Raw genomic sequence first — 20248 nt, 5'->3', positions numbered from 1 at the left:
TTGTTGTATGATGTTATTGAATCAGCATGGCATCGCCAAAGCTGAAGAATCGGTATTCCTCTTTTACAGCCTCATTGTACGCTTTTAGTACATGCTCTCGTCCAGCTAATGCGCTGACAAGCATGATTAACGAGGATTTTGGCAGATGGAAATTCGTGATCATGCCATCAATGGCCTTGAATGTATAGCCAGGGTAAATAAAGATTGACGTCCAGCCGCTTGACGCTTTGAATTCGCCGTCATGCGCACTTGCAATGGTTTCGAGCGTTCTCGTTGACGTTGTCCCAACTGAAATAATCCGTCCGCCTTCCTTGCGAACGCGATTGAGCTCTTCAGCTGTTTCTTCATTCATTTCGTAAAACTCTGCGTGCATTTCGTGTTCTTCAATACGTTCTGCACTGACCGGACGAAAAGTACCAAGCCCCACGTGCAGTGTAATGAAAGCTATATGCACACCTTTTGCTTTCAGCGCATCCAGCAGCTCATTTGTAAAGTGAAGACCAGCAGTTGGAGCAGCAGCGGAGCCAACCTCTTTTGAATACACCGTTTGATAGCGTTCACGATCGTCAAGCTGCTCTTTAATATAAGGAGGCAGCGGCATCTCACCGAGGGATTCAAGTACTTCATAAAAAATGCCTGTATACTGAAACTTAACTTTTCTTCCGCCATGTTCCATCTCTTCTGTACATACCGCTTGAAGCCGTCCATCACCAAATGTGATAACCGTTCCTTTTTTCACCCGTTTGGCTGGTTTTACAAGTGTTTCCCAGTTGTCTCCCTCCTCTTGTTTTAATAGAAGAAGTTCAACTTTTGCACCTGTATCCTCTTTCATTCCAAACAAACGTGCCGGCAGAACGCGTGTATTGTTTAAAACGAGACAATCACCCGTTTGAAAATAATCGGTGATTTGTGAGAATGTATCATGTGTCATCGCACCCGTTTGTTTGTTTAAGACCATCAGTCTTGATGCATCTCGTTTTTCAAGCGGCACTTGTGCAATCAATCTTTCTGGTAAATCAAAATCAAATAGTTCTAGCTTCATTTCCTTCACCTATTCTGTAGTTAACTAGTTAACGTTATTTCATCCGTCCAAAGATATTAAGTAATATGGTTAGCACAATGCTAATGGCAATGCATGTTATCACAGGAAAAAAGAACGTCACATTTCCTTTTTTCACAAAAATATCACCTGGAAGCTTACCAACCAATTGAAATACTAATCCTGCGGCAAAAAGGACACCACCTAAAATCATCAATATTTTAGGGAATTCAGTCACGAATCGGAACCTCCATTTGAAAATGTTCATACGCTTCTCTTGTGACGACCCGTCCTCTTGGTGTTCTTTGCAGGAAACCAATTTGCAGTAAATACGGTTCGTACACATCTTCAATCGTATGTGATTCTTCTCCAATTGTCGCTGAGATTGTATCAAGCCCAACAGGACCGCCTCTAAATTTTTCGATCATACTTAAAAGCAGCTTATGGTCTATATGATCCAGGCCAAGCCTGTCGACTTGAAGGCGCTCAAGGGCATCTTCCGCAATGTCCTTGGTAATCGCATGATTCCCAAGCACCTGCGCAAAATCTCTTACTCTTCTGAGCAGACGATTGGCAACCCTTGGCGTGCCCCGGGAACGTCTTGCGATCTCTTCGGCTGAGCGAAGATCGATCCCAATCTCAAACAGCTCGGCTGTTCTTGCCACAATGTGAGCCAAATCTCTTTGCTCATAGTATTCCAATCTTGCATGTACCCCAAACCTGTCACGAAGCGGTGCTGTTAAAAGCCCTACACGGGTCGTGGCACCTACAAGTGTAAATGGCGGTAAATCAAGCCGTACAGAGCGCGCTGTATCTCCTTTGCCAATGACGATATCTAAACAAAAATCCTCCATTGCCGGATAAAGCACTTCCTCAATTGAGCGCTGCAAGCGATGAATTTCATCTATAAACAACACATCACCTGGCTCAAGAGAAGTTAAGATTGCCGCCAAATCGCCAGGACGTTCAATCGCTGGTCCAGATGTTGTACGCAGCTGAACATTCATTTCATTGGCGATAATCGACGCAAGCGTTGTTTTCCCGAGTCCAGGCGGTCCATATAAAAGGACGTGATCGAGAGTTTCCTGCCTCATGCGGGCAGCTTCAATAAACACACTGAGGTTATCTTTTACTTTTTGCTGACCGATATATTGGCTAAGTGTCTGTGGCCGCAGACTTTGCTCAATGGCTGATTCATGGTTGTCTGCTTCAGTTGAGACGAGCCGTTCATCCATGAGACATCACCCTATTTCAACATTTTTTGTAAAGCTTTTTTCACATATTGATCGGTTGTGAGATTCTTTTCTTCTTTTAATAATGGAAGAACCTTTTTAATTTCACGATCACCGTATCCAAGAACATGTAAGGCTTCAAGCGCTTCGTCTAATGCCGTTTGCTGCGTTTCGACCTGAATATGGTCCTCGTGATTAAATAGGTTGCCAATCATTTCCGGTACGACATCGGCTAGCTTTCCTTTTAGATCGAGAATGATTTGGCGAGCTGTCTTTTTGCCAACACCAGGGAACTTAATCAGGAACGCTTCATCTTCACGTTCTATCGCTGAAATGACAGCGCCAGGATCACCGGAAGCAAGAATCGCTAGAGCCCCCTTCGGCCCAATCCCCGTGACATTTAACAGTTTTGTGAACAGCGCTTTTTCTTCTCGCGTTTGAAATCCATATAACGAAAAAGCGTCTTCCTTTATGTAATGATACGTATAAATCGTTTCTTGTTTGTTTACTTGATAGATAAACGGGTTTGGGGTATAGACTTGATATCCCACTCCGCCGTTTTCAATGACAACATATTGCGGGCACACATAATCAATGGTCCCTTTTACAAACTCTATCACCGTTTTCACCTCTTTGACTGTTCTTCATTGTAACATAAATCGAGAAGAAAACCGCAATAAAAGTTAACATACGTTCGCTCAATGCATTTTTACGATGAAACCACGAAAAACAGCTTGCGGCCTTCACACCAGCAAGCTGTTACACGCTTTAAAACGATATTTCATTTCGGTAAGGCTTCATGACTTCAAGCACATGCTCAAATTCATCCTTTGTTCGAAAAGGAATGCCTTGCTCAAGCTGCTCCTCCACATGACTTTCTAAACGGGACGTATCAATTTGAAAAAAGAGATGAATAGGCTCCGCCCAGCCGTCAGGCCTTCCATGAAACGTAGAAATCACACCGTCCTCTGATAACCCGATATATCCATTTGCTTTACTTAATGGAGAGATATCATCAATTTGCTTTCTAAAAAGCGCAAAATCCTCTCTCTGTTCTACTAGCGTCCAGCCTTTATACTGTGCCCAGAATGTGTCTTTGTCTTCTAATGATGCCCGGTGTCTTTCAATACTCACATCTCCGTCTAGATAGACTTTTTCAAGCTGCACGGTGATAGAGTTTGACTGCTTTTGCAAGTGTTCTTTTCCTTCCATATCCGCAGCGAAAAAAAGCACACTTGTCATGATAAGTCCTGTAACGAAACATTTCATCTTCACTTTCACTATTTACACCTCTTTAGAACATGAGATCGATGCATGACATATGTAGTTTGACCCATTTTTCTAAACATTAACCAAATCGATGACATGAATGGTATGGGAAGAGTCTTTCGTTGTATCCTTCATTCGTAAATGGTATGTTTTATACAATCCATTGCTTTATCGAATGACTCGGTTTTTTCATCATTCGTTTTTCAGCCGCATAAACTGAAACCAAAGAAGGTGAAGTCAATGTCAGATGTTAAAAGATTAGCCGAATCGATTCAGTATCATGAAGATAAACGTCTTCATAAGCTTGCCTTTAAACCGGCAGAGCTTGAACTGTGCGGCAAAGGAAGAAGTGCCTATGTCTTTTCATACAAAAAAGACGGCAAGAAAATGGCACTAAAAGTCTTTTTCCCTTCTTATCAACATATTGCCCGCAAAGAAGCCGCCATTTATGAAAAACTTTCTGGTTCGTCTTACTACCCTGAGATTTATGAATCTGGGGATCAGTATATTTTAATGGAATATATTAAAGGCTACACATTCTATGAATGCCTCACAAAGGGGATACCTATTAAAAAACAAATGATTGAACAAGTCGATGATGCGCTAGAAGAAGCACGCGAGAAAGGATTGAATCCTTCTGATATCCATCTGCGGAATCTGATCTTAACAAAGGAAGGCCAGGTCAGGGTCATCGACGTAGCCCGTTTCACACAAACAAAAGCATGCCATCAATGGAATGATTTAAAAGCCGCTTACGCTTATTATCAAAAACCTTTTTTCCCTAAAAAAGCACCGCGTCTATGGCTTGAAGTGATTGCTTATTTGTATAAAAAGAACTGGCTGTCCCGCGGTCAGCTTAATAATCGAAATGATTTTTCTGCATAATGAAAGCCGCTCAGAGAGAGCGGCTTTCTGTTTTAATCTGTTTCTACGTGGATGCTATTCACATTTAATAAGTTAATGATTTCATTATTCAGCTTAAACCAATGATTGGCTTCTTCAATTTTCTTATACACATCATAGGTAGCTGGGCGTTTTAGCTCGAAATCAAGCACTTCCCCATTGTTCATATGAAATGTTACCTTAAATACTTTCATCATAAGATCACCTTCCACTCTTTCTTGTTAGCTGGCCAAATAGATCGGCTCTTTTCATTCATTCTCTATTCAACTCGTTTCCCCTCCTTCTTTCCTTTCAAACACAAGAAGTTTAAATTTTGTTTAAATTCAAACAACATCTCTATCCCTCTGCTTTGCAAAGAAGTATATTATTTAAAAAGGAGGCTCTCTTCATGAAACGGAAAAAGAAACGAACATCTCCCGAAAGACAAACCGTCTTTTTTCATTTAACAGATGCCCTCATTCCGAGTCTGGACATGATAGGGATTGCATTAAAGACATTTTTCCACATCTTAAGAAAAGCCTTTTCCGCGATCTGATAGAACCCCGCACAACATATGTGCGAGGTTCTTTTTTTAGGATGAATAAATTTGACTTCCTTGGCTGATAAACTCCTTCGCCTTCTTCTCCATCTCTCTTTTCACTTCTTCTGATTGATTGCGAATATCATGTGAAATTTTCATACTGCAAAACTTCGGTCCGCACATCGAGCAAAAATGGGCAGTCTTAGCGCCTTCCGCAGGCAATGTTTCATCATGGAACGCCATAGCTCTTTCTGGATCAAGTGACAGGTGGAATTGGTCACGCCACCTAAATTCAAACCTCGCTTTCGATAAAGCATCATCGCGCTTTTGAGCAGCAGGATGTCCTTTTGCTAGATCAGCGGCATGTGCGGCAATTTTATAGGCAATCACACCTTCTCTTACATCTTCTTTGTTCGGCAGACCTAAATGCTCTTTTGGCGTCACATAACATAGCATCGCTGTTCCATACCAGCCGATCATGGCCGCACCGATGGCGGATGTAATGTGATCATATCCCGGGGCAATATCTGTTGTAAGAGGCCCTAACGTATAAAATGGTGCCTCTTTGCAAATCTCCATTTGCTTGTCCACATTCTCTTTGATTTTATCCATCGGAACATGTCCAGGCCCTTCAATCATCACCTGTACATCATGTTTCCAAGCGATCTCTGTCAATTCACCTAACGTTTCAAGCTCTGCAAACTGCGCCTCATCATTGGCATCAGCAATCGAGCCTGGTCTCAGACCGTCTCCAAGTGAAAAAGCAATATCATACGTTTTCATAATCTCACAAATGTCTTCGAAGTGGGTATAGAGGAAATTCTCTTGATGATGGGCAAGACACCACCTTGCCATAATGGCACCGCCTCTTGAAACAATTCCGGTCACCCGATCGACTGTCAGCGGAATATACCTTAACCTCACGCCCGCATGAATCGTGAAGTAGTCTACTCCTTGCTCTGCTTGTTCAATTAATGTGTCTCTGTACACGTCCCACGTCAAATCTTCTGCCACTCCATTTACTTTTTCAAGCGCCTGATAAATGGGAACGGTTCCTACTGGGACTGGGCAATTCCGTATGATCCATTCTCTCGTTGTATGAATGTCCTTTCCTGTAGACAGGTCCATCATGGTGTCTGCACCCCATCTGATCGCCCATGTCATCTTTTCTACCTCTTCATCAATGGATGATGTCACAGCTGAATTGCCAATATTCGCATTGATTTTGACGTGAAAATGCCTTCCAATAATCATCGGTTCACTTTCAGGATGGTTAATATTCGCTGGAATGACTGCTCTTCCGCTGGCTACTTCCTCTCTCACAAACTCAGGGCTTAGCTCTTCTCTTAACGCGATAAACTCCATTTCAGGCGTAACAATACCTTTTTTTGCATAATGCATTTGCGTCACACAGGCACCTTGTTTTGCGCGGAGCGGCTCATGATGAAAATCAGTATGAACATGATGAAAGGACTCTTTTTCCTTAGAACGATATCCGTTATCTTCTGGTTTCACATGGCGCCCTTCATAGCTTTCTGTATCCCCTCTTTCTTCGATCCATGCTGCCCTAAGGCGTTTTAATCCCTTAGTGACATCAATATGGGCTCTCTCATCAGTGTACGGTCCACTCGTATCGTACACACGAATCGGTTCATTTTGAATGTTCCCCGCCTGTGTCACAGTTTTTGAGAGAGCAATCTCCCTTTTTGGCACTAAAATGTCAGGTCTTGATCCTTTCTCATACACCTTTCGGCTGCCGTCAAAGCTTGATAATAAGGATTGAGTTGTTGGGGTATTTTTCTTTTCTTTCATTTGCTGTTCTCTCCTTCTCTTCTTGTCACCGGACAGGATGGAATCAGCACCAGCAAAAAACCAGGCTCTATGAACAGAACCTGGTTTCGTCGACAGAAATAAACATGAATGTCATCCATATGACCCATGTATCATCTTCAACTTCCCCACGCTGGTACGAGCCAGATCAGGTCCAAAGGGTTAAGAAGCATACACTTCTCTCTCAGCCCAACTGCGGGCACCCCTAGTCACATTATTTATTGATTTCCACAACAGTGTAGCATAGAGATGCCATGAAAAAAAGAAGTTTTAGGAAAATAGTTCCTTTCCACTACAAAAGAGATACAGCAAGCTTGATATGCACCTTTATATACATCATCTCTCCCAATCATTTCGATAAAATATGAAATAATCATTGATCTTTTTCTCCTAATATGTATAGTTAATCTAAACTGAGAATTTTTATACAAACTTTTCCAAAGGAAGTTCTAGTCGATTGCAAATATTTCTCGCATTTATCGTCGTAGGATTGTCAATTGCTCTGCCAGTTGGAGCGATCACGGTTGAAATGACAAAACAGGGATTATAAAACGGATTCTTTGATGGATGCTGAATTTGCTCAGTTTTTATCACTGCCATTTGTCCAAATCCCGCTCTGGCTGATCGGAGCAGTATTCTTAATAATTCGGATCAAGACATCCATTTAGCTGGCGAAAAAGTCAATAAATCATTCGCAAAAACGTACAGAAACGGCTTGCTTGTCGCGGTATCCCCTGTACTGGCAGATGCATATCCAAAAACAGATTCATCTGAATTTATGCTGGCTTCAGGCGGTATTTTGGCAGGGATTCTCCTTCATGACATCTGTCTTCTCCCCCTTGTATCCTTAACAAGAAAAGTGATGAATCGAACGATGATCAAAGGGACCTTCATTATTGCTGGTATTTTATTACTTGGATTTGGCTGTTATTTCTTTTACGAATTTTATACAGGCATCAAGGGTTATTTTTAAGAAAAGGCTAAAGTTCTTGAGGAACTTTAGCCTTTCTTATTCTCCAACCTATCGAGTCATGCCTGTTTGGCCTGTTTCAAATTGTGTTCTTCTCATATCTCTAAAGCGTGTGAAAGCACCCTCGTCTTTAATGACTTGGACAGCTCTTCCATCCGCATAACGAGTCGCTGCTTCTTCAACTTGTGATACGCCCTCTGACGTCAGACGTCCATCTGATTTAATGGCAATATACACATTTTCATCTGTCACCATCACCTGTGAGTCTGCAACGTGGTTCATTTTATTGACCCGGTTGGCAATTTTTCTTGAACGCTGGACGTTCTCTTGTTTATCGTAGCCAGAGAACGACATTTGGTTATGATAGTTCATATCTCCATGACTGTAGCGTCCATCTCCACCTGCGAGAGGCATTCGATCATCGGTTTGAGGACGGGTGCGATAATCAACATTCGTTGTGTTCCCACCGTTCATCCCCTCCATGAGTTCAGAAACTGGCCCTTGATGATCTTGATTATTGTCAGCCGCACGGTTATTCGAATGATATCCGACTGGCTGACCTGATTGATTATGACGTGTATCTACACCTGCATTATCATTTGTACCACATGCCGTTAACCCAATAGGAAGAAGCACTAATGCGATCGTTTTTTGCCATTTTTGTCTCAAACGAAAAACCCCCTGTACAAATTCAATCTCATGAGCGCGAAACAGGCTCTGTTTTAGCATGTACAGTTTGGGGAAAAATCAAGCTGTCAGTTATAAACAAAAAAAGGAACGATTGAGATCGTTCCTTCCAGATTGTTAAAATGATCTTTATTTTAGCCCTTTGTCTCTTTTTCAGCGTGACTTGAAAACCTTTGCAGTCTAGGAAGGACGAGTACCGGAGCGGAGCGAATTTGACATTCGTGAGCACCGGAGCGCAGACCTGACACCGAATGCGAGGGTTTGTCTACACGCTGAAAGGAACGATTGAGATCGTTCCTTCTGTCATTACTCTTCTTCGTCTTCTTCTGGCCTTGCAAAAACAGATTGACCTGGATATGGCTGCATATAAGGCTGAGCTGGATACCCCCCCATTTGGCCATAAGGAACAGGATTCGGATAATGTCCTGCCCACGGCTGATGCTGCTTCATGCCATCATCACATCCGCAGTCTTCCTTGCCATAAGCTTCATTTGAAACGTTTGGATAAAAGCCTTGATTCACGTTCGCATTGTCATTTGGGTGCATATGGTGGTGCCAGTGATGCCCATCGTTTGCATGATGTGCATGATGTTCCCCGTAATAAGCTGGCGCTTGATACGCAGGATAATACGGCTGAGCTGGGTATGGATATGGCATCATGTGATGGTGATAATATGGCTGGACAGGATAACAAAGACCTGAACCTGGTAAAATTGGCGATGCTGGCACCATTTGTTGCGGGTATGGATACATTGCCGGCATGTAATGTCCATGACCAAAACCATAATAAGGATCATATGAGTCATGATGCTGGTGATGGTGATGATGCTCTTTATTCTCAGCCATTCCTCCTACCGCTGCGCCTCCAACATTCGGCATTTGCGGGAAATTAGGAAGGTTTGGGTAATTGCTTTGCTCCATATCTTTTCCCTCCTCCTTTTGATGCGGAATATGAATAAACGGATCATACCCCTTTGCCACTTCATCTTTTAGATGGCCTTTATTTTCATCATAAAAATGGTCCTTGTTATTTTTATGGTCCTTATTTTCATGAAGAAAATGTTCCTTATTATCTTTATGGTCCTTATTTTCATCATAAAAATGTTCTTTGTTATCTTTATAGTCCTTATTTTCATGAAGAAAATGTTCCTTATTATCTTTATGGTCCTTATTTTCATCATAAAAATGTTCTTTGTTATCTTTATAGTCCTTATTTTCATGATGAACATGATCTTTGTGATCCTTTTTGTCATGAACATGATCTTTCTTTTCATGAACGTAATCTTTTTTCTCATGATGTTCTTTTTTGGGAGGAGGCGTGAATGGCTGGTAGAGATTGGTCTGATAATAGTTCACATCGACTTGTGGAAAAACTGGATGCTCGATCTTTGGCACTGGCGGTACATAAGGTACCGGTTCATTTGGCTTTTCTTTCGGCTTCGTATCTTGCACTTGCACGACATCTTTTGGCTTTTCTTTCACATACGGATGTTCTTTCGGCTTTGGCATTTCTTTTGCTTTGTGATGATCTGTTTTTACAGGAACACCACTAGATGGAATCTTGATCTTCATACCCGGCATGATCAAATCTGGGTTACTGAGTTGTGAATTTAGTTTTTTCAATTCTTGAAAGTCGACTCCGTATTTCTTTGAAATTTTCCAAAGGGAGTCTCCTTTTTGCACAATATGAATTTTCAACGTTTTCCCCTCCTATGCAAAACGTGAACGTAACGGTTATGTCAGAAGTACAATATGTTTCACCATAAATTTATGCCTATTTACAAGCCGATATGATAAAAACTTGTTTTCTGATAGGAGGGGCTGATTTATTATTTAATGGCGAGCATTTTATTCAGTGCAAGTAAAGCCTCTTTGGTAATGTCTTCATTGACCTGAATCAAACCGACCGGATCACCTTTCTCAATGCTTTCTAGTGACCATAACAAATGAGGAAGATCGATCCGATTCATGGTCAAACATGGACACATATCCGGATTGAGGGATTCAATTTGTTTATCTGGATGCTGATCTATTATCCGCTTGACTAAATTCATCTCTGTTCCAATCGCCCACTTGCTTCCTGCTGGCGCTTCCTTAATCGTATCAATAATAAATTTCGTTGAACCGGCAAGATCAGAAGCCCTGACGACTTCATGCGTGCATTCTGGATGGACAAGGATTTGAATGTCACGGTCTCTTTTTCTCGTTTCTTCAATATTCCGCACCGTAAATTTCTCATGGACAGAGCAATGGCCTTTCCATAAAATCATCTTGATGCGGGAAAGCGGCTGATCGGTGATGAGCTTTTCTTCTATTTGATCCCAGACAGCCATTTCTTCTAGTGAAATGCCTAAATCGAATGCCGTATTACGCCCTAAATGCTGATCAGGGAGAAACAGAATGCGCTCATTTTGTGTGAGCGCCCACTCCAGCACTTTTTTAGCGTTTGATGATGTCACAGTGGCCCCGCCATGCTTTCCGACAAATGCTTTAATATCAGCTGTTGAGTTGACATACGTAAGTGGAAGAATTGTCTCCCCAAACAGATCAGTGAGCTGCTCCCATGCTCTATCCGTTTGTTTCATGTTCGCCATATCTGCCATTGAACAGCCTGCTCTCATATCTGGCAATAGGACCTTTTGATTCTTGTTTGACAGCATGTCTGCCGTTTCAGCCATGAAGTGAACACCGCAGAAAACAATGTACTCCGCTTCCTTGTTGTCCGCGGCTATTTGTGCGAGCTGCAATGAATCTCCTGTTGCATCTGCGAATTGGATGACTTCATCCTTTTGATAATGATGCCCTGGTATAAAGAGTTTTGATCCAAAGGATCGTTTAATGTCTAACACACGCTGCTTCATCTCTTCAACAGATCGGTGTTTATATTCTTCTGGCATCATGGCTGCATGTTGTTTCGCAAGTACATCAAGCAGTGACATGAGTTGTTCCCCCTTTATGACTGAATTCCATATTCATACTAAAATCAAATGCTGGAACAGAATGTGTCAGAAAACCAAGTGAAATAAGGTCGACACCTGTCCCTCTGTAACTTGGCAATGTCTCAAGCGTGATGCCTCCTGAAGCCTCAGTCAGAATTGTCTCCGGTGTCATTTGTTTAAAACGTTTTACCTCGTCCGGAGAGCAGTTGTCAAACATGATGACATCGGCTTTTGCATCAATGGCTTCCTTTAGCTGCGTTTCTGATTCAATTTCTACTTCAATTTTCACCATATGACCCGCATATGCTCTTGCTTTCTCTACAGCTTCACGAATAGAGCCGCATGCGGCAATATGATTATCTTTAATCATCACCCCATCTGATAAGCCGAAGCGATGATTCTTTCCGCCCCCTGTCTTCACAGCATATTTCTCTAACATACGCAAGCCGGGAGTCGTTTTTCTCGTATCACAAATCGTAATCGACGGATCCGCTAATCGCTGCACCGCTTCATGTGTTAATGTGGCGATACCTGTCATGCGCTGCAAGACATTCAAAATGACCCTTTCTCCTTTTAATAAGTCGCTGACCGGCCCCTTTATTTTCGCCAGCACAGCGCCTGAATGAATCCAATCACCTTCCTCAAAAAACAACTCAGCTTGAATCTGTTCATTCAGCAGGCGGTACCCTATGTCAATGACTTGAGAACCTGCCAATACACCCGATTGTTTTGCGATGATGTATGCTGTTCCTTTCTTTTCTCCAAAAATGGCATCAGCTGATACATCTCCAAAGCCAATATCTTCTGTGAAAAAATGAGTCATCATTTGTTTTAACTGTAAACGTTCCATTTGGCACCGATCCTTTCATTTTTCATCATATGAATGTGGCCTTTTTCATGGACAATCTGCATGCCCCGCCACAAAGCATCATTCCGATTTGGATAATCCATTCGAAAATGGCCACCTCTGCTTTCTGTACGAAGTAATGCAGACTTCACAAGGCAAATCGCTAATGCCCATTGATTGCTTAATTCGATCTGTTCACTTGTGATATTCTTCACATTTGTTTGCTGATAAGGGACTTGCTGTAATACTTGAAGCAAGGTCTTTAGCCCTTTTTCGTCTCTTACAATTGCGACATATGTCATCATCCATTGTCTCAACTGATCCTCTGAAATCGCTGGGACGGACCATACTTCTTGAATAGAAAAAGATGGGACTGTTTTTTTCGGTTTAGGTACCTGTTCAATTCTCCGTGCCGCTTTGTTTCCTAAAACGAGACCTTCCAAGAGAGAATTACTCGCTAATCGGTTCGCTCCGTGTAATCCTGTACAGGCCGCTTCTCCGATAGCAAAAAGAGATGGAACAGTGGTTTCTCCATATTCATTCACGCAGATTCCGCCCATTAAAAAATGCATACCAGGGGAAACTGGGAGCCTGCCGCTTGCCAAATCGATACCTGCCCGTTCACACATTTCAGCAATGGCTGGAAAACGAACTGAGAAATGTGGAATTTCGCTGATATTGAGATACAGATCATGACCTAATTGCTGCTCATGAAAAATAGCTCTAGCGACCACATCTCTAGGCGCTAAATCAGCTTGTGGGTGAATGCCTTTCATCATCCTCCTGCCTGTTTCATCTTCTAAATAGGCTCCCTCTCCCCGGACTGCCTCTGAAACGAGACCGACTGCTTTTCCAGCGATCGTCAAGAGGGTGGGGTGGAATTGAACAAATTCAAGATCTGCTAATTGTGCCCCGGCTCGATAGGCCATCATCAGTCCGTCTCCTGTTACAGAAGGGTCATTTGTGTTTGTTTCATATAGGGAGCCGCAGCCGCCCGTGGATAAAACAACTGCATCTGCGGTCATGGTATGGACGTGTCCTTTCTCGTCTTTCCACACCACACCCATGCAGGTTCCTTCTTCATGGACCAATAGATCAATGACATGGTGATATTCGTATAAATGAATATGTGAGCCAAGCTGACTTTTTAAATACTGCACGAGTGTTTTGCCTGTTTGGTCTCCTCCTGCATGCAAAATGCGATGAGTCGTATGTGCCCCCTCTTTACCTAATTGCGGCTCGCCCGTCTCCGTTTGATCAAATGGACAGCCTTCTTCTACGAGCTGCTCTACCAATTGCTTTCCAAGACTTACGATCTCTTGTACCGCCCTCTCATCATTGTGATCACAGCCGGCAGCTAATGTGTCTTGTACATGCTGATGAACTGAATCCTGTGCTGAAAAGGCAGCAGCGATTCCTCCTTGTGCAAGCATGGAATTACTAGAGGAAAATTGTTTTTTTGTCATCATGATAACTTGGCAGCTTTCTGAAATGGTTTTTGCAAAGGAAAGCGCTGCAATGCCTGATCCCACCACAATGACTTTTTTGATTGATGACACCTTCGCCCCTCCTGTCATTTACACCTGTCTTGACACATATCATTACACAACACTACAATAAATACAAGAAAAAATTTTCTCATAGGAGATGGATGGATTGGTTTATTTAGATTACGCAGCTTCTACACCTGTTTCAGAGGAAGCACTGCATGTTTTTCAGCAGCTAAGTCAAGATTGCTACGGGAATGCAAGCAGTCTTCATGATGCAGGTGGAAGAGCAAATGACATACTGACTTACAGCAGACAATCATTCGCTGCCATTCTTGAGGGCGAACCAGACGGCATCTACTTTACAAGCGGCGGAACAGAATCCAATCTTCTGGCGATTCAATCGATCGCAAATGGTCTGCCAGCACACAGGCAGCATGTCATCACAACTTCTGTAGAGCACCCTTCTGTTCATCACGCGGTTAGTAGCTTAGAGCGTCTTGGCGTGAAGGTCACAATCATTGAACCGAATCAAGATGGGATCATCACTCAGGACATTCTCAAAGAAGCATTATTGCCTGAAACAGGACTAGTATCTATTCAGCATGCTAATTCAGAAACAGGGATTATCCAGCCGCTCGCTGAATTAGCACCCCTTTTAAAAGAAAGGCACATTCTTTTTCATACAGATGCCGTGCAAACATTCGGAAAGATTCGTGTGTCCATCAAGGAGCTTGGGGTTGATGCCGTGTCCATCTCTAGCCATAAAGTGTATGCACCTAAAGGAGCTGGTGCTGTCTATATGAGCGCTCATGTTCCTTGGAAGCCTTTATATTCAGGTGCAGTTCAGGAAGGTGGCTTCCGCCTTGGAACAGTGAACGTTCCATGCATCGGTGCTTTTGCTGCTGCAAGTGAACAATTGATGCTTAAGCTGGATGAGCAGCAACGACAGAATGAGCAGCTTCGTGATTATTTTCTTCAGCAGCTGAAAATGAGACATCTTCCTGTTCGTACACTTCAAAACAATGGCAATCGCCGCATGCTGCCTCATATTATTGGTTGTTTTTTTGAAGGGTTTGAAGGACAATATGTAATGTTAGCATGTAACCGGCATGGGGTTTGTATATCGACTGGAAGCGCATGTGCTTCTGGTTATCACCATCCTTCCCCGGCTGTGAAGGCATTGCACGTATCAGATCGTGATGCTCTTCAATTCATTCGAGTATCATTTGGATCGAAGTCATCAAAAGAGGACATCGATCAGCTTTTGCATACATTTGAACAATTGCAAAAGGAGAAGAAAGGAGCATAAGACGTGGAGCAAGAGAGGAAACTCATTGGCGAAGAGAGAAGAAACGCCATTTTAGAGTGGCTGAAAGAAACAGATTCACCGCTCACCGGAAGCTTTTTGGCTAAAAAGGCGGCTGTCTCTCGACAAGTCATTGTACAAGATATGTCACTATTGAAAGCAAAAAACGAACCCATTATTGCTACAAGTCAAGGCTATGTATATATGGCACCGCAGCATGCGCCAGAAAGAGAAATTGAACAAATCATCGCCTGCAAGCATAATCCTGTTCGTACAGAAGAGGAACTAACCTTGATTGTAGACTTTGGTGTGACGGTGAAAGATGTGATCATAGAGCACCCCGTTTACGGTGAACTAACGGCCTCTATTCGCGTCAGCACTCGCAAGCAAGTAGCTGATTTCGTCCATCACATTTCTAACACGGGCGCCTCCTACTTGTCAGAACTAACAGACGGCGTGCATTTACATACACTCACTTCTTACAGTCAAAAGCAGCTTAACCAAGCCATTCAAGCACTCGATGACGCTGGTTTTTTAATTAAAGACTAAAAAAAGTGTCCTGCAAGGGACACTATTTTTCATTCGTTAGTTCATATGTTTGGTAGCTGCCGAGCAGTTTGACCTCACAGCCAATCGCTTCTAATTCCTGAATCGCGCCAGGGACAAGGACATCATCCATTTCTTTTTCAATATCTATTATAAATAAATAGTGTCCAAGACCCGTTTTTGTCGGACGAGATTCAATTTTTGACAAGTTGAGATTCCGCCAAGAAAAAGCAGATAACACGCGATGCAATGCACCTGATTGGTCATCCTTTGGCAGACTGACGACAATGGTCGTTTTTGGCTTCGATGAGAACCCAGCATTCATTGGGAACGACGCCTTAGGATCTTTATGTAAAATAACAAAGCGTGTATGATTGTGCGGATAATCATGAATGTCTTTTTTTGCAATCGTTAAACCATATGTTTGCGCGGCAATTTCATTGGCAATGGCCCCAGCAGCCTCATCCGGATGCTCACTGATATATTTGGCTGCATAGCCTGTTGATTCTACTGGACGATGCGGAATATCTGGGTACTGCTTTTTCAGAAATTGATGACACTGGGCAATCGCGTGCGGATGTGATTGGATCACATCTAATGTCTCCCAGCTTTCCGCTCTTGATGGGTGGACAAGCAAATGCTGCCGAATCGGTGCTGTCATTTCACCAACAATGGACAGCGCTTCCTCATGAATTAAATAATCAATCGTTAAGTTCACAGATCCTTCGAGTGCATTTTCAAGTGGAACGACCGCCAAATCGACTTCGCCTTTTGACACAGCATCCATACATTGCGGAATCGTTGCATAGGCACGCTGCACTGCATCTGCTGGAAAGCAAGAGCATACGGCCAAATGAGTAAATGTTGCCTCTGGTCCAAAATAACCTACAGTTAATTGCTTCATCTGCTATGATCTCTCCTTTTACGCCCCAGAACCTAGAATTTCAACTTTTTCGACAAATTCAAGTTTTCTTAATTGATTCATGACTGTATTGATATCATCTGCCATACCAGCCGTGCTAATGGATAGGGTGACATTCGCTCTTCCCTGCAGCGGAATCGTTTGGTGAATGGATAACACATTACAGCCAGAGTCCGCCACAATTTGAAGCAGCCTTGACAGAGCCCCAGACCGATCCTCAAGGTGGAAAAACAATGTGATGATCTGCTCTTTCACCATCGTATAAAATGGAAAAACAGCATCTCTGTATTTATAAAAAGCACTGCGGCTTAAATCCGCTTGTTGAACAGCATCGGCAACTGAATCCGCTTTTTTGCGATCGAGAAGCTTTTTGACTTCAAGCGTTTTTCGCATCGCATCTGGAAGGACATCCTCTCTTACTAAATAGAACGTTTCTTCTTTCACCTGTTTTCTCCCCTTTTAAAAACGGGAGAGCCCATGGACTGGACCCTCCTTTTGATCAATCAATAAATTCAAATTCAAATTCAAGCAGACGAATGATGTCGCCGTCTTTTGCACCACGCTCACGCAAGGCATCATCGACACCCATTCCGCGCAGTTGTCTAGAGAATCGTTTCACGGACTCGTCTCTTGAGAAATCTGTCATCTTAAACAGTCGCTCAAGTGCTTTACCCGTTATGACAAACGTACCGTCAGGATCTCTTGTGATCTCAAATGGCGCGTCTCCCTCATCAAACCTGTACATCACGCGGTTATCAGACAGTTCCTCTTCATTATAGAGCGGGAATTCCGGTGTTGTTTCAAGCTGATTGGCGATTTCAAATAAAAGCTCACGAAGCCCTTCTCTTGTGATCGCACTAATTGGGAACACTTTATAGTCATCCGTTAATTTTTCTTTAAATGCCGCTAGATTGTCAGCTGCTTCTGGCATGTCCATTTTGTTCGCTACAATGATTTGTGGACGCTCAGTCAATCTCATATTGTATTGCTCAAGCTCTTCATTAATCGTCACATAATCTTCGTACGGGTCACGCCCTTCAAGTGCTGACATATCAATGACATGGACAATAACCCGTGTCCGCTCAATGTGGCGTAAAAATTGATGACCTAAGCCAACGCCTTCGTGCGCTCCTTCGATCAGTCCTGGCAGATCCGCCATGACGAAGCTTCGGTTATCATCTGTTTCGACAACTCCTAGGTTCGGCACAAGCGTTGTGAAATGATAATCCGCAATTTTCGGTTTCGCAGAAGAGACAATTGAAAGCAGTGTCGACTTCCCGACACTTGGGAAACCAACAAGTCCAACATCTGCAAGTACTTTTAGTTCTAAGATGACGTCACGTTCTTTTCCCGGCTCACCGTTTTCAGAAAGCTGCGGTGCAGGGTTTGCCGGTGTTGCGAAACGTGAATTTCCACGTCCGCCTCGTCCGCCTTTTGCAATGACTGCCCGCTGTCCATGCTCTGTTAAGTCAGCGAGTACTTGTTCCGTCTCTGCATCTGTCACGACCGTACCGGGCGGAACTTTGACAATCATTTCTTCCGCATTTCGGCCATGCTGGTTTTTACTCATTCCATGCTCGCCGCGATCCGCCTTAAAATGGCGCTTATAACGAAAGTCCATCAACGTTCTGAGTCCTTCGTCTACTTCAAATACAACATCTGCACCATTTCCGCCGTCGCCGCCAGCTGGTCCGCCTTTTGGCACATATTTTTCACGACGGAACGCCACCATACCGTTTCCGCCGTCACCGCCTTTAACATACACTTTAACCTGATCTACAAACATAACTTCCTCCGTTTCTCTGCATCACATATCTCGTTCTTGCCTCAAACAAAGCTCAATCATGGACTCATGACTTGTCACATGAAATTGAGCTACACTCATACATGGATAGTTTGCGTCATGAAACGCATTTAACGCATCCAAACTTGTTAATTTTCCTTTGAAATCAAAATATAAGACCACATCATTCTCTTCTTGATCTGTTTGGAACGTGACCGTTAAATGATTTTCAGTTTTTTGGCAAACTGATTGATCGAATATCGAAAACAACTCCTGTGATACCGTTAGCAGCTGCGATTCATATGCTGATAAGTCTCGGGTTTCACCAAGCACTTCATATTCTAGGGTGATAAAATGCGACTCCCAATTAAATGTTAGAAAGTAATAGGCCAATTGGGGAATTTTTAAATTTGAGAGTTTGGATTCATGCTGTGCTTCAATGACCATTTCTTCTATAATTTCAAACACCCGGTCATATTTTTCTAATGTCAAGTTGCCCTTGATCAGCTGCAATTTATTCATCCAGTCGTGTCTTGAACGACTGAGCAGATAGATCAATTCATTTGTTAATGCAACGTGAATTAATTTTTCGTTTTGTTTACTTGGTATCTCTTCCATTATCGCACTCCCAATCGTTTGGTCTCTCTTTTAGGAGTCTTATCATCACTATGTCTCCCTGAATTATAACAGAGAAGACAGCATAGAAAAACACTAGTTATGTGAGGAAAGGTTGTTTTTTCTGATCTATAGGAGAAAATGAGGCAAAGTCAGCAAATGTTCTTTGATATTTATGGAGTGCATCTTCTTTTATCATCTTCGATACTACTTGTAAAAAGTGAAAAAAACTCCAGTCAATGACCGGAGTTTTTAGCAATTATTGTGCCGCAGGATATACGCTCACTTTTTTACGGTCACGACCGAAACGTTCGAATTTAACTGTTCCGTCGATTTTAGCGAAAAGAGTGTCGTCGCCTCCGCGTCCAACGTTTTCACCTGGATAGATTTTCGTTCCACGTTGACGATAAAGGATAGAACCACCAGTTACGAATTGACCATCAGCACGTTTAGCGCCTAAACGTTTAGACTCAGAGTCACGTCCGTTCTTTGTAGAACCTACCCCTTTTTTAGATGCGAAAAATTGAAGATCTAATCTAAGCATGAAGTTCACCTCCTATTTTTTTGTAGATATTCTCACATAATCGTGATAATCTCGTTCGATTGTCTCTAAGGAAACGACCATGCCTTCTAAAAGCAGCTGGGCTTTTTCAAAGGATACTGGATCTGTATCAGCTGGCAATTCAAAAGAGAAATAGCCGCCTTCTTCACCAATATCGAGCAGTGGATCCATTCCTGTCAGTGCAATAATTGAATTGACTGAGCCGAAAACAACAGCAGATACACCTGCACAAACGAGATCCTGACCTTTTTCAGCAAACTCGGCATGTCCAGTCATCTGAAAAGACGTAATGCTTTCATCTGCTGCCGACCGAGTAATGGTTGCTTTGATCATATCACTCACACGCCTTAAGCGTTGATTTTTTCGATAACAACTTTAGTGTAAGGTTGACGATGACCTTGTTTCTTGTGGTTGTTTTTCTTCGGTTTGTACTTGAACACAGTAATTTTCTTACCGCGACCTTGTTTTTCAACTTTAGCCGTTACTGTTGCTCCAGCAACTGAAGGGTTACCCACTTTGACAGTGTCTCCGCCGACAAACAATACGTTTTCGAAAGTTACTGTTTCACCTGCTTCAGCAGCTAGTTTTTCAACATAAACAGTTTGACCTTCTTCAACTTTTACTTGTTTACCACCAGTTTCGATAATTGCGTACATCTCTGCACCTCCTAATAAACTCAGACTCGCCGAATACAGGGGGCCTTAGGCTCTTTACACCTGCTTCGCGCGGTTGTAGCACGGGTGCTACATATCCATAACATTAAAAAATATATCAAATTAGAAGCAGAA

General features: G+C 42.7%; 23 protein-coding genes, 1 pseudogene, 1 riboswitch and 1 other annotated feature. Of the genes and pseudogenes, 5 read left to right on the top strand and 19 right to left on the bottom strand.

The genetic code is table 11. The annotated features are described in order from the left end of the window. Positions 1–13: 13 nt before the first annotated feature. The 5 genes from queA to ACSSTM_RS18115 form a co-directional block, all read right to left on the bottom strand. Positions 14–1042 carry a tRNA preQ1(34) S-adenosylmethionine ribosyltransferase-isomerase QueA gene (gene queA / locus ACSSTM_RS18135; protein WP_034661572.1) on the bottom strand — a complete coding sequence of 343 codons (1029 nt, stop codon included), beginning with the start codon at positions 1040–1042 and terminating at the stop codon, positions 14–16. A 34-nt stretch (positions 1043–1076) separates the two neighbouring features. Continuing rightward, positions 1077–1277, bottom strand: coding sequence for a DUF2905 domain-containing protein (locus ACSSTM_RS18130; protein ID WP_034661574.1), 201 nt, complete (start codon positions 1275–1277; stop codon positions 1077–1079). Next, positions 1270–2274, bottom strand: a complete 1005-nt coding sequence (ruvB, locus tag ACSSTM_RS18125; RefSeq protein WP_095285510.1) for a Holliday junction branch migration DNA helicase RuvB — start codon at positions 2272–2274, stop codon at positions 1270–1272. Before ruvB ends, ACSSTM_RS18130 begins: the two co-directional genes overlap by 8 nt. 11 nt (positions 2275–2285) lie before the next feature. After that, positions 2286–2891 (bottom strand): Holliday junction branch migration protein RuvA, encoded by a 606-nt coding sequence (ruvA, locus tag ACSSTM_RS18120; protein ID WP_034661580.1) that lies wholly within the window; start codon positions 2889–2891, stop codon positions 2286–2288. A 148-nt stretch (positions 2892–3039) separates the two neighbouring features. Continuing rightward, entirely contained in the window at positions 3040–3540 is a 501-nt protein-coding gene (locus ACSSTM_RS18115) for an intercompartmental signaling factor BofC (RefSeq protein WP_181185478.1), read from the bottom strand. Between the two features lie 240 nt (positions 3541–3780). On the opposite strand from ACSSTM_RS18115, the gene ACSSTM_RS18110 reads away from it, so the two are divergent. After that, positions 3781–4425: a serine/threonine protein kinase gene (locus ACSSTM_RS18110; protein WP_034661587.1), complete on the top strand. Its 645-nt coding sequence runs from the start codon at positions 3781–3783 to the stop codon at positions 4423–4425. A 32-nt stretch (positions 4426–4457) separates the two neighbouring features. Here the strand turns inward: ACSSTM_RS18110 and ACSSTM_RS18105 are convergent, their stop codons facing one another. Continuing rightward, entirely contained in the window at positions 4458–4640 is a 183-nt protein-coding gene (locus tag ACSSTM_RS18105; RefSeq protein WP_003216799.1) for a hypothetical protein, read from the bottom strand. A gap of 191 nt (positions 4641–4831) precedes the next feature. On the opposite strand from ACSSTM_RS18105, the gene ACSSTM_RS18100 reads away from it, so the two are divergent. Next, on the top strand, positions 4832–4978 hold the full coding sequence (locus ACSSTM_RS18100; RefSeq protein WP_162839368.1) for a hypothetical protein: 147 nt from the start codon (positions 4832–4834) through the stop codon (positions 4976–4978). A gap of 36 nt (positions 4979–5014) precedes the next feature. On the opposite strand, the gene thiC is transcribed toward ACSSTM_RS18100, so the two are convergent. Then, complete coding sequence (gene thiC, locus ACSSTM_RS18095) at positions 5015–6775, bottom strand: phosphomethylpyrimidine synthase ThiC (protein ID WP_034661590.1); 1761 nt, start codon at positions 6773–6775, stop codon at positions 5015–5017. Between the two features lie 126 nt (positions 6776–6901). Further along, a riboswitch (TPP riboswitch) is annotated at positions 6902–7010 on the bottom strand. A 240-nt stretch (positions 7011–7250) separates the two neighbouring features. Here thiC and ACSSTM_RS18090 point away from each other — a divergent pair. Beyond that, a pseudogene (locus tag ACSSTM_RS18090) lies at positions 7251–7766 on the top strand (lysine transporter LysE). 48 nt (positions 7767–7814) lie between these two features. Here the strand turns inward: ACSSTM_RS18090 and ACSSTM_RS18085 are convergent. From ACSSTM_RS18085 to nadB, 5 genes are all read right to left on the bottom strand, one after another. Beyond that, positions 7815–8432 carry a YhcN/YlaJ family sporulation lipoprotein gene (locus ACSSTM_RS18085; protein WP_034661594.1) on the bottom strand — a complete coding sequence of 206 codons (618 nt, stop codon included), beginning with the start codon at positions 8430–8432 and terminating at the stop codon, positions 7815–7817. Between the two features lie 324 nt (positions 8433–8756). Further along, entirely contained in the window at positions 8757–10148 is a 1392-nt protein-coding gene (gene safA / locus ACSSTM_RS18080) for a SafA/ExsA family spore coat assembly protein (RefSeq protein ID WP_437404273.1), read from the bottom strand. 131 nt (positions 10149–10279) lie between these two features. Continuing rightward, complete coding sequence (nadA, locus tag ACSSTM_RS18075) at positions 10280–11389, bottom strand: quinolinate synthase NadA (protein WP_034661601.1); 1110 nt, start codon at positions 11387–11389, stop codon at positions 10280–10282. Beyond that, positions 11376–12239, bottom strand: a complete 864-nt coding sequence (nadC, locus tag ACSSTM_RS18070; RefSeq protein ID WP_034661605.1) for a carboxylating nicotinate-nucleotide diphosphorylase — start codon at positions 12237–12239, stop codon at positions 11376–11378. Before nadC ends, nadA begins: the two co-directional genes overlap by 14 nt. Further along, positions 12221–13795: an L-aspartate oxidase gene (gene nadB / locus ACSSTM_RS18065; protein WP_309415658.1), complete on the bottom strand. Its 1575-nt coding sequence runs from the start codon at positions 13793–13795 to the stop codon at positions 12221–12223. Before nadB ends, nadC begins: the two co-directional genes overlap by 19 nt. A gap of 97 nt (positions 13796–13892) precedes the next feature. On the opposite strand from nadB, the gene ACSSTM_RS18060 reads away from it, so the two are divergent. Together ACSSTM_RS18060 and ACSSTM_RS18055 are read left to right on the top strand one after the other, a co-directional pair. After that, the gene (locus ACSSTM_RS18060) at positions 13893–15035 is read left to right on the top strand and encodes an IscS subfamily cysteine desulfurase (protein WP_420735156.1); all 1143 of its coding nucleotides are present in this window, start codon (positions 13893–13895) and stop codon (positions 15033–15035) included. Between the two features lie 3 nt (positions 15036–15038). Then, the gene (locus tag ACSSTM_RS18055; protein WP_034661619.1) at positions 15039–15581 is read left to right on the top strand and encodes a transcription repressor NadR; all 543 of its coding nucleotides are present in this window, start codon (positions 15039–15041) and stop codon (positions 15579–15581) included. A 22-nt stretch (positions 15582–15603) separates the two neighbouring features. Here the strand turns inward: ACSSTM_RS18055 and pheA are convergent, their stop codons facing one another. The 7 genes from pheA to rplU form a co-directional block, all read right to left on the bottom strand. Next, the gene (gene pheA / locus ACSSTM_RS18050) at positions 15604–16482 is read right to left on the bottom strand and encodes a prephenate dehydratase (RefSeq protein WP_034661622.1); all 879 of its coding nucleotides are present in this window, start codon (positions 16480–16482) and stop codon (positions 15604–15606) included. 18 nt (positions 16483–16500) lie between these two features. After that, positions 16501–16944 carry an ACT domain-containing protein gene (locus ACSSTM_RS18045; RefSeq protein ID WP_003216269.1) on the bottom strand — a complete coding sequence of 148 codons (444 nt, stop codon included), beginning with the start codon at positions 16942–16944 and terminating at the stop codon, positions 16501–16503. A 55-nt stretch (positions 16945–16999) separates the two neighbouring features. After that, complete coding sequence (gene obgE / locus ACSSTM_RS18040; protein ID WP_034661626.1) at positions 17000–18286, bottom strand: GTPase ObgE; 1287 nt, start codon at positions 18284–18286, stop codon at positions 17000–17002. A 21-nt stretch (positions 18287–18307) separates the two neighbouring features. Continuing rightward, complete coding sequence (locus tag ACSSTM_RS18035; protein ID WP_437404272.1) at positions 18308–18901, bottom strand: Spo0B C-terminal domain-containing protein; 594 nt, start codon at positions 18899–18901, stop codon at positions 18308–18310. 256 nt (positions 18902–19157) lie between these two features. Next, positions 19158–19442, bottom strand: a complete 285-nt coding sequence (gene rpmA / locus ACSSTM_RS18030) for a 50S ribosomal protein L27 (protein ID WP_003216586.1) — start codon at positions 19440–19442, stop codon at positions 19158–19160. 12 nt (positions 19443–19454) lie between these two features. Then, positions 19455–19793, bottom strand: coding sequence for a ribosomal-processing cysteine protease Prp (locus tag ACSSTM_RS18025; RefSeq protein WP_034661634.1), 339 nt, complete (start codon positions 19791–19793; stop codon positions 19455–19457). A 14-nt stretch (positions 19794–19807) separates the two neighbouring features. Next, a complete protein-coding gene (gene rplU, locus ACSSTM_RS18020) occupies positions 19808–20116 on the bottom strand; it encodes a 50S ribosomal protein L21 (RefSeq protein WP_003216781.1) in 309 nt (102 codons plus the stop codon). Positions 20117–20128: 12 nt separating this feature from the next. Continuing rightward, positions 20129–20201, bottom strand: a sequence feature (ribosomal protein L21 leader region). Positions 20202–20248 lie beyond the last annotated feature (47 nt).

Origin of the sequence: Bacillus sp. RK1064, assembly GCF_051488405.1 — a bacterium.
GTDB lineage: Bacteria > Bacillota > Bacilli > Bacillales > Bacillaceae > Bacillus.
The sequence above is the reverse complement of the archived record's forward strand: the minus strand, read 5'-3'. Positions and strand labels throughout refer to the sequence as shown.

Excerpts from the sequence above, each read along its gene's own strand:
- rpmA (WP_003216586.1), bottom strand. The coding sequence starts at position 19,442 with ATGCTTAGATTAGATCTTCAATTTTTCGCATCTAAAAAAGGGGTAGGT.
- ACSSTM_RS18115 (WP_181185478.1), bottom strand. The coding sequence starts at position 3,540 with ATGAAATGTTTCGTTACAGGACTTATCATGACAAGTGTGCTTTTTTTC.
- rplU (WP_003216781.1), bottom strand. The coding sequence starts at position 20,116 with ATGTACGCAATTATCGAAACTGGTGGTAAACAAGTAAAAGTTGAAGAA.
- nadC (WP_034661605.1), bottom strand. The coding sequence starts at position 12,239 with ATGGAACGTTTACAGTTAAAACAAATGATGACTCATTTTTTCACAGAA.
- ruvB (WP_095285510.1), bottom strand. The coding sequence starts at position 2,274 with ATGGATGAACGGCTCGTCTCAACTGAAGCAGACAACCATGAATCAGCC.
- thiC (WP_034661590.1), bottom strand. The coding sequence starts at position 6,775 with ATGAAAGAAAAGAAAAATACCCCAACAACTCAATCCTTATTATCAAGC.
- pheA (WP_034661622.1), bottom strand. The coding sequence starts at position 16,482 with ATGAAGCAATTAACTGTAGGTTATTTTGGACCAGAGGCAACATTTACT.
- ACSSTM_RS18025 (WP_034661634.1), bottom strand. The coding sequence starts at position 19,793 with ATGATCAAAGCAACCATTACTCGGTCGGCAGCAGATGAAAGCATTACG.
- ACSSTM_RS18105 (WP_003216799.1), bottom strand. The coding sequence starts at position 4,640 with ATGATGAAAGTATTTAAGGTAACATTTCATATGAACAATGGGGAAGTG.
- ACSSTM_RS18110 (WP_034661587.1), top strand. The coding sequence starts at position 3,781 with ATGTCAGATGTTAAAAGATTAGCCGAATCGATTCAGTATCATGAAGAT.
- nadA (WP_034661601.1), bottom strand. The coding sequence starts at position 11,389 with ATGTCACTGCTTGATGTACTTGCGAAACAACATGCAGCCATGATGCCA.
- obgE (WP_034661626.1), bottom strand. The coding sequence starts at position 18,286 with ATGTTTGTAGATCAGGTTAAAGTGTATGTTAAAGGCGGTGACGGCGGA.
- ACSSTM_RS18035 (WP_437404272.1), bottom strand. The coding sequence starts at position 18,901 with ATGGAAGAGATACCAAGTAAACAAAACGAAAAATTAATTCACGTTGCA.
- queA (WP_034661572.1), bottom strand. The coding sequence starts at position 1,042 with ATGAAGCTAGAACTATTTGATTTTGATTTACCAGAAAGATTGATTGCA.
- ACSSTM_RS18100 (WP_162839368.1), top strand. The coding sequence starts at position 4,832 with ATGAAACGGAAAAAGAAACGAACATCTCCCGAAAGACAAACCGTCTTT.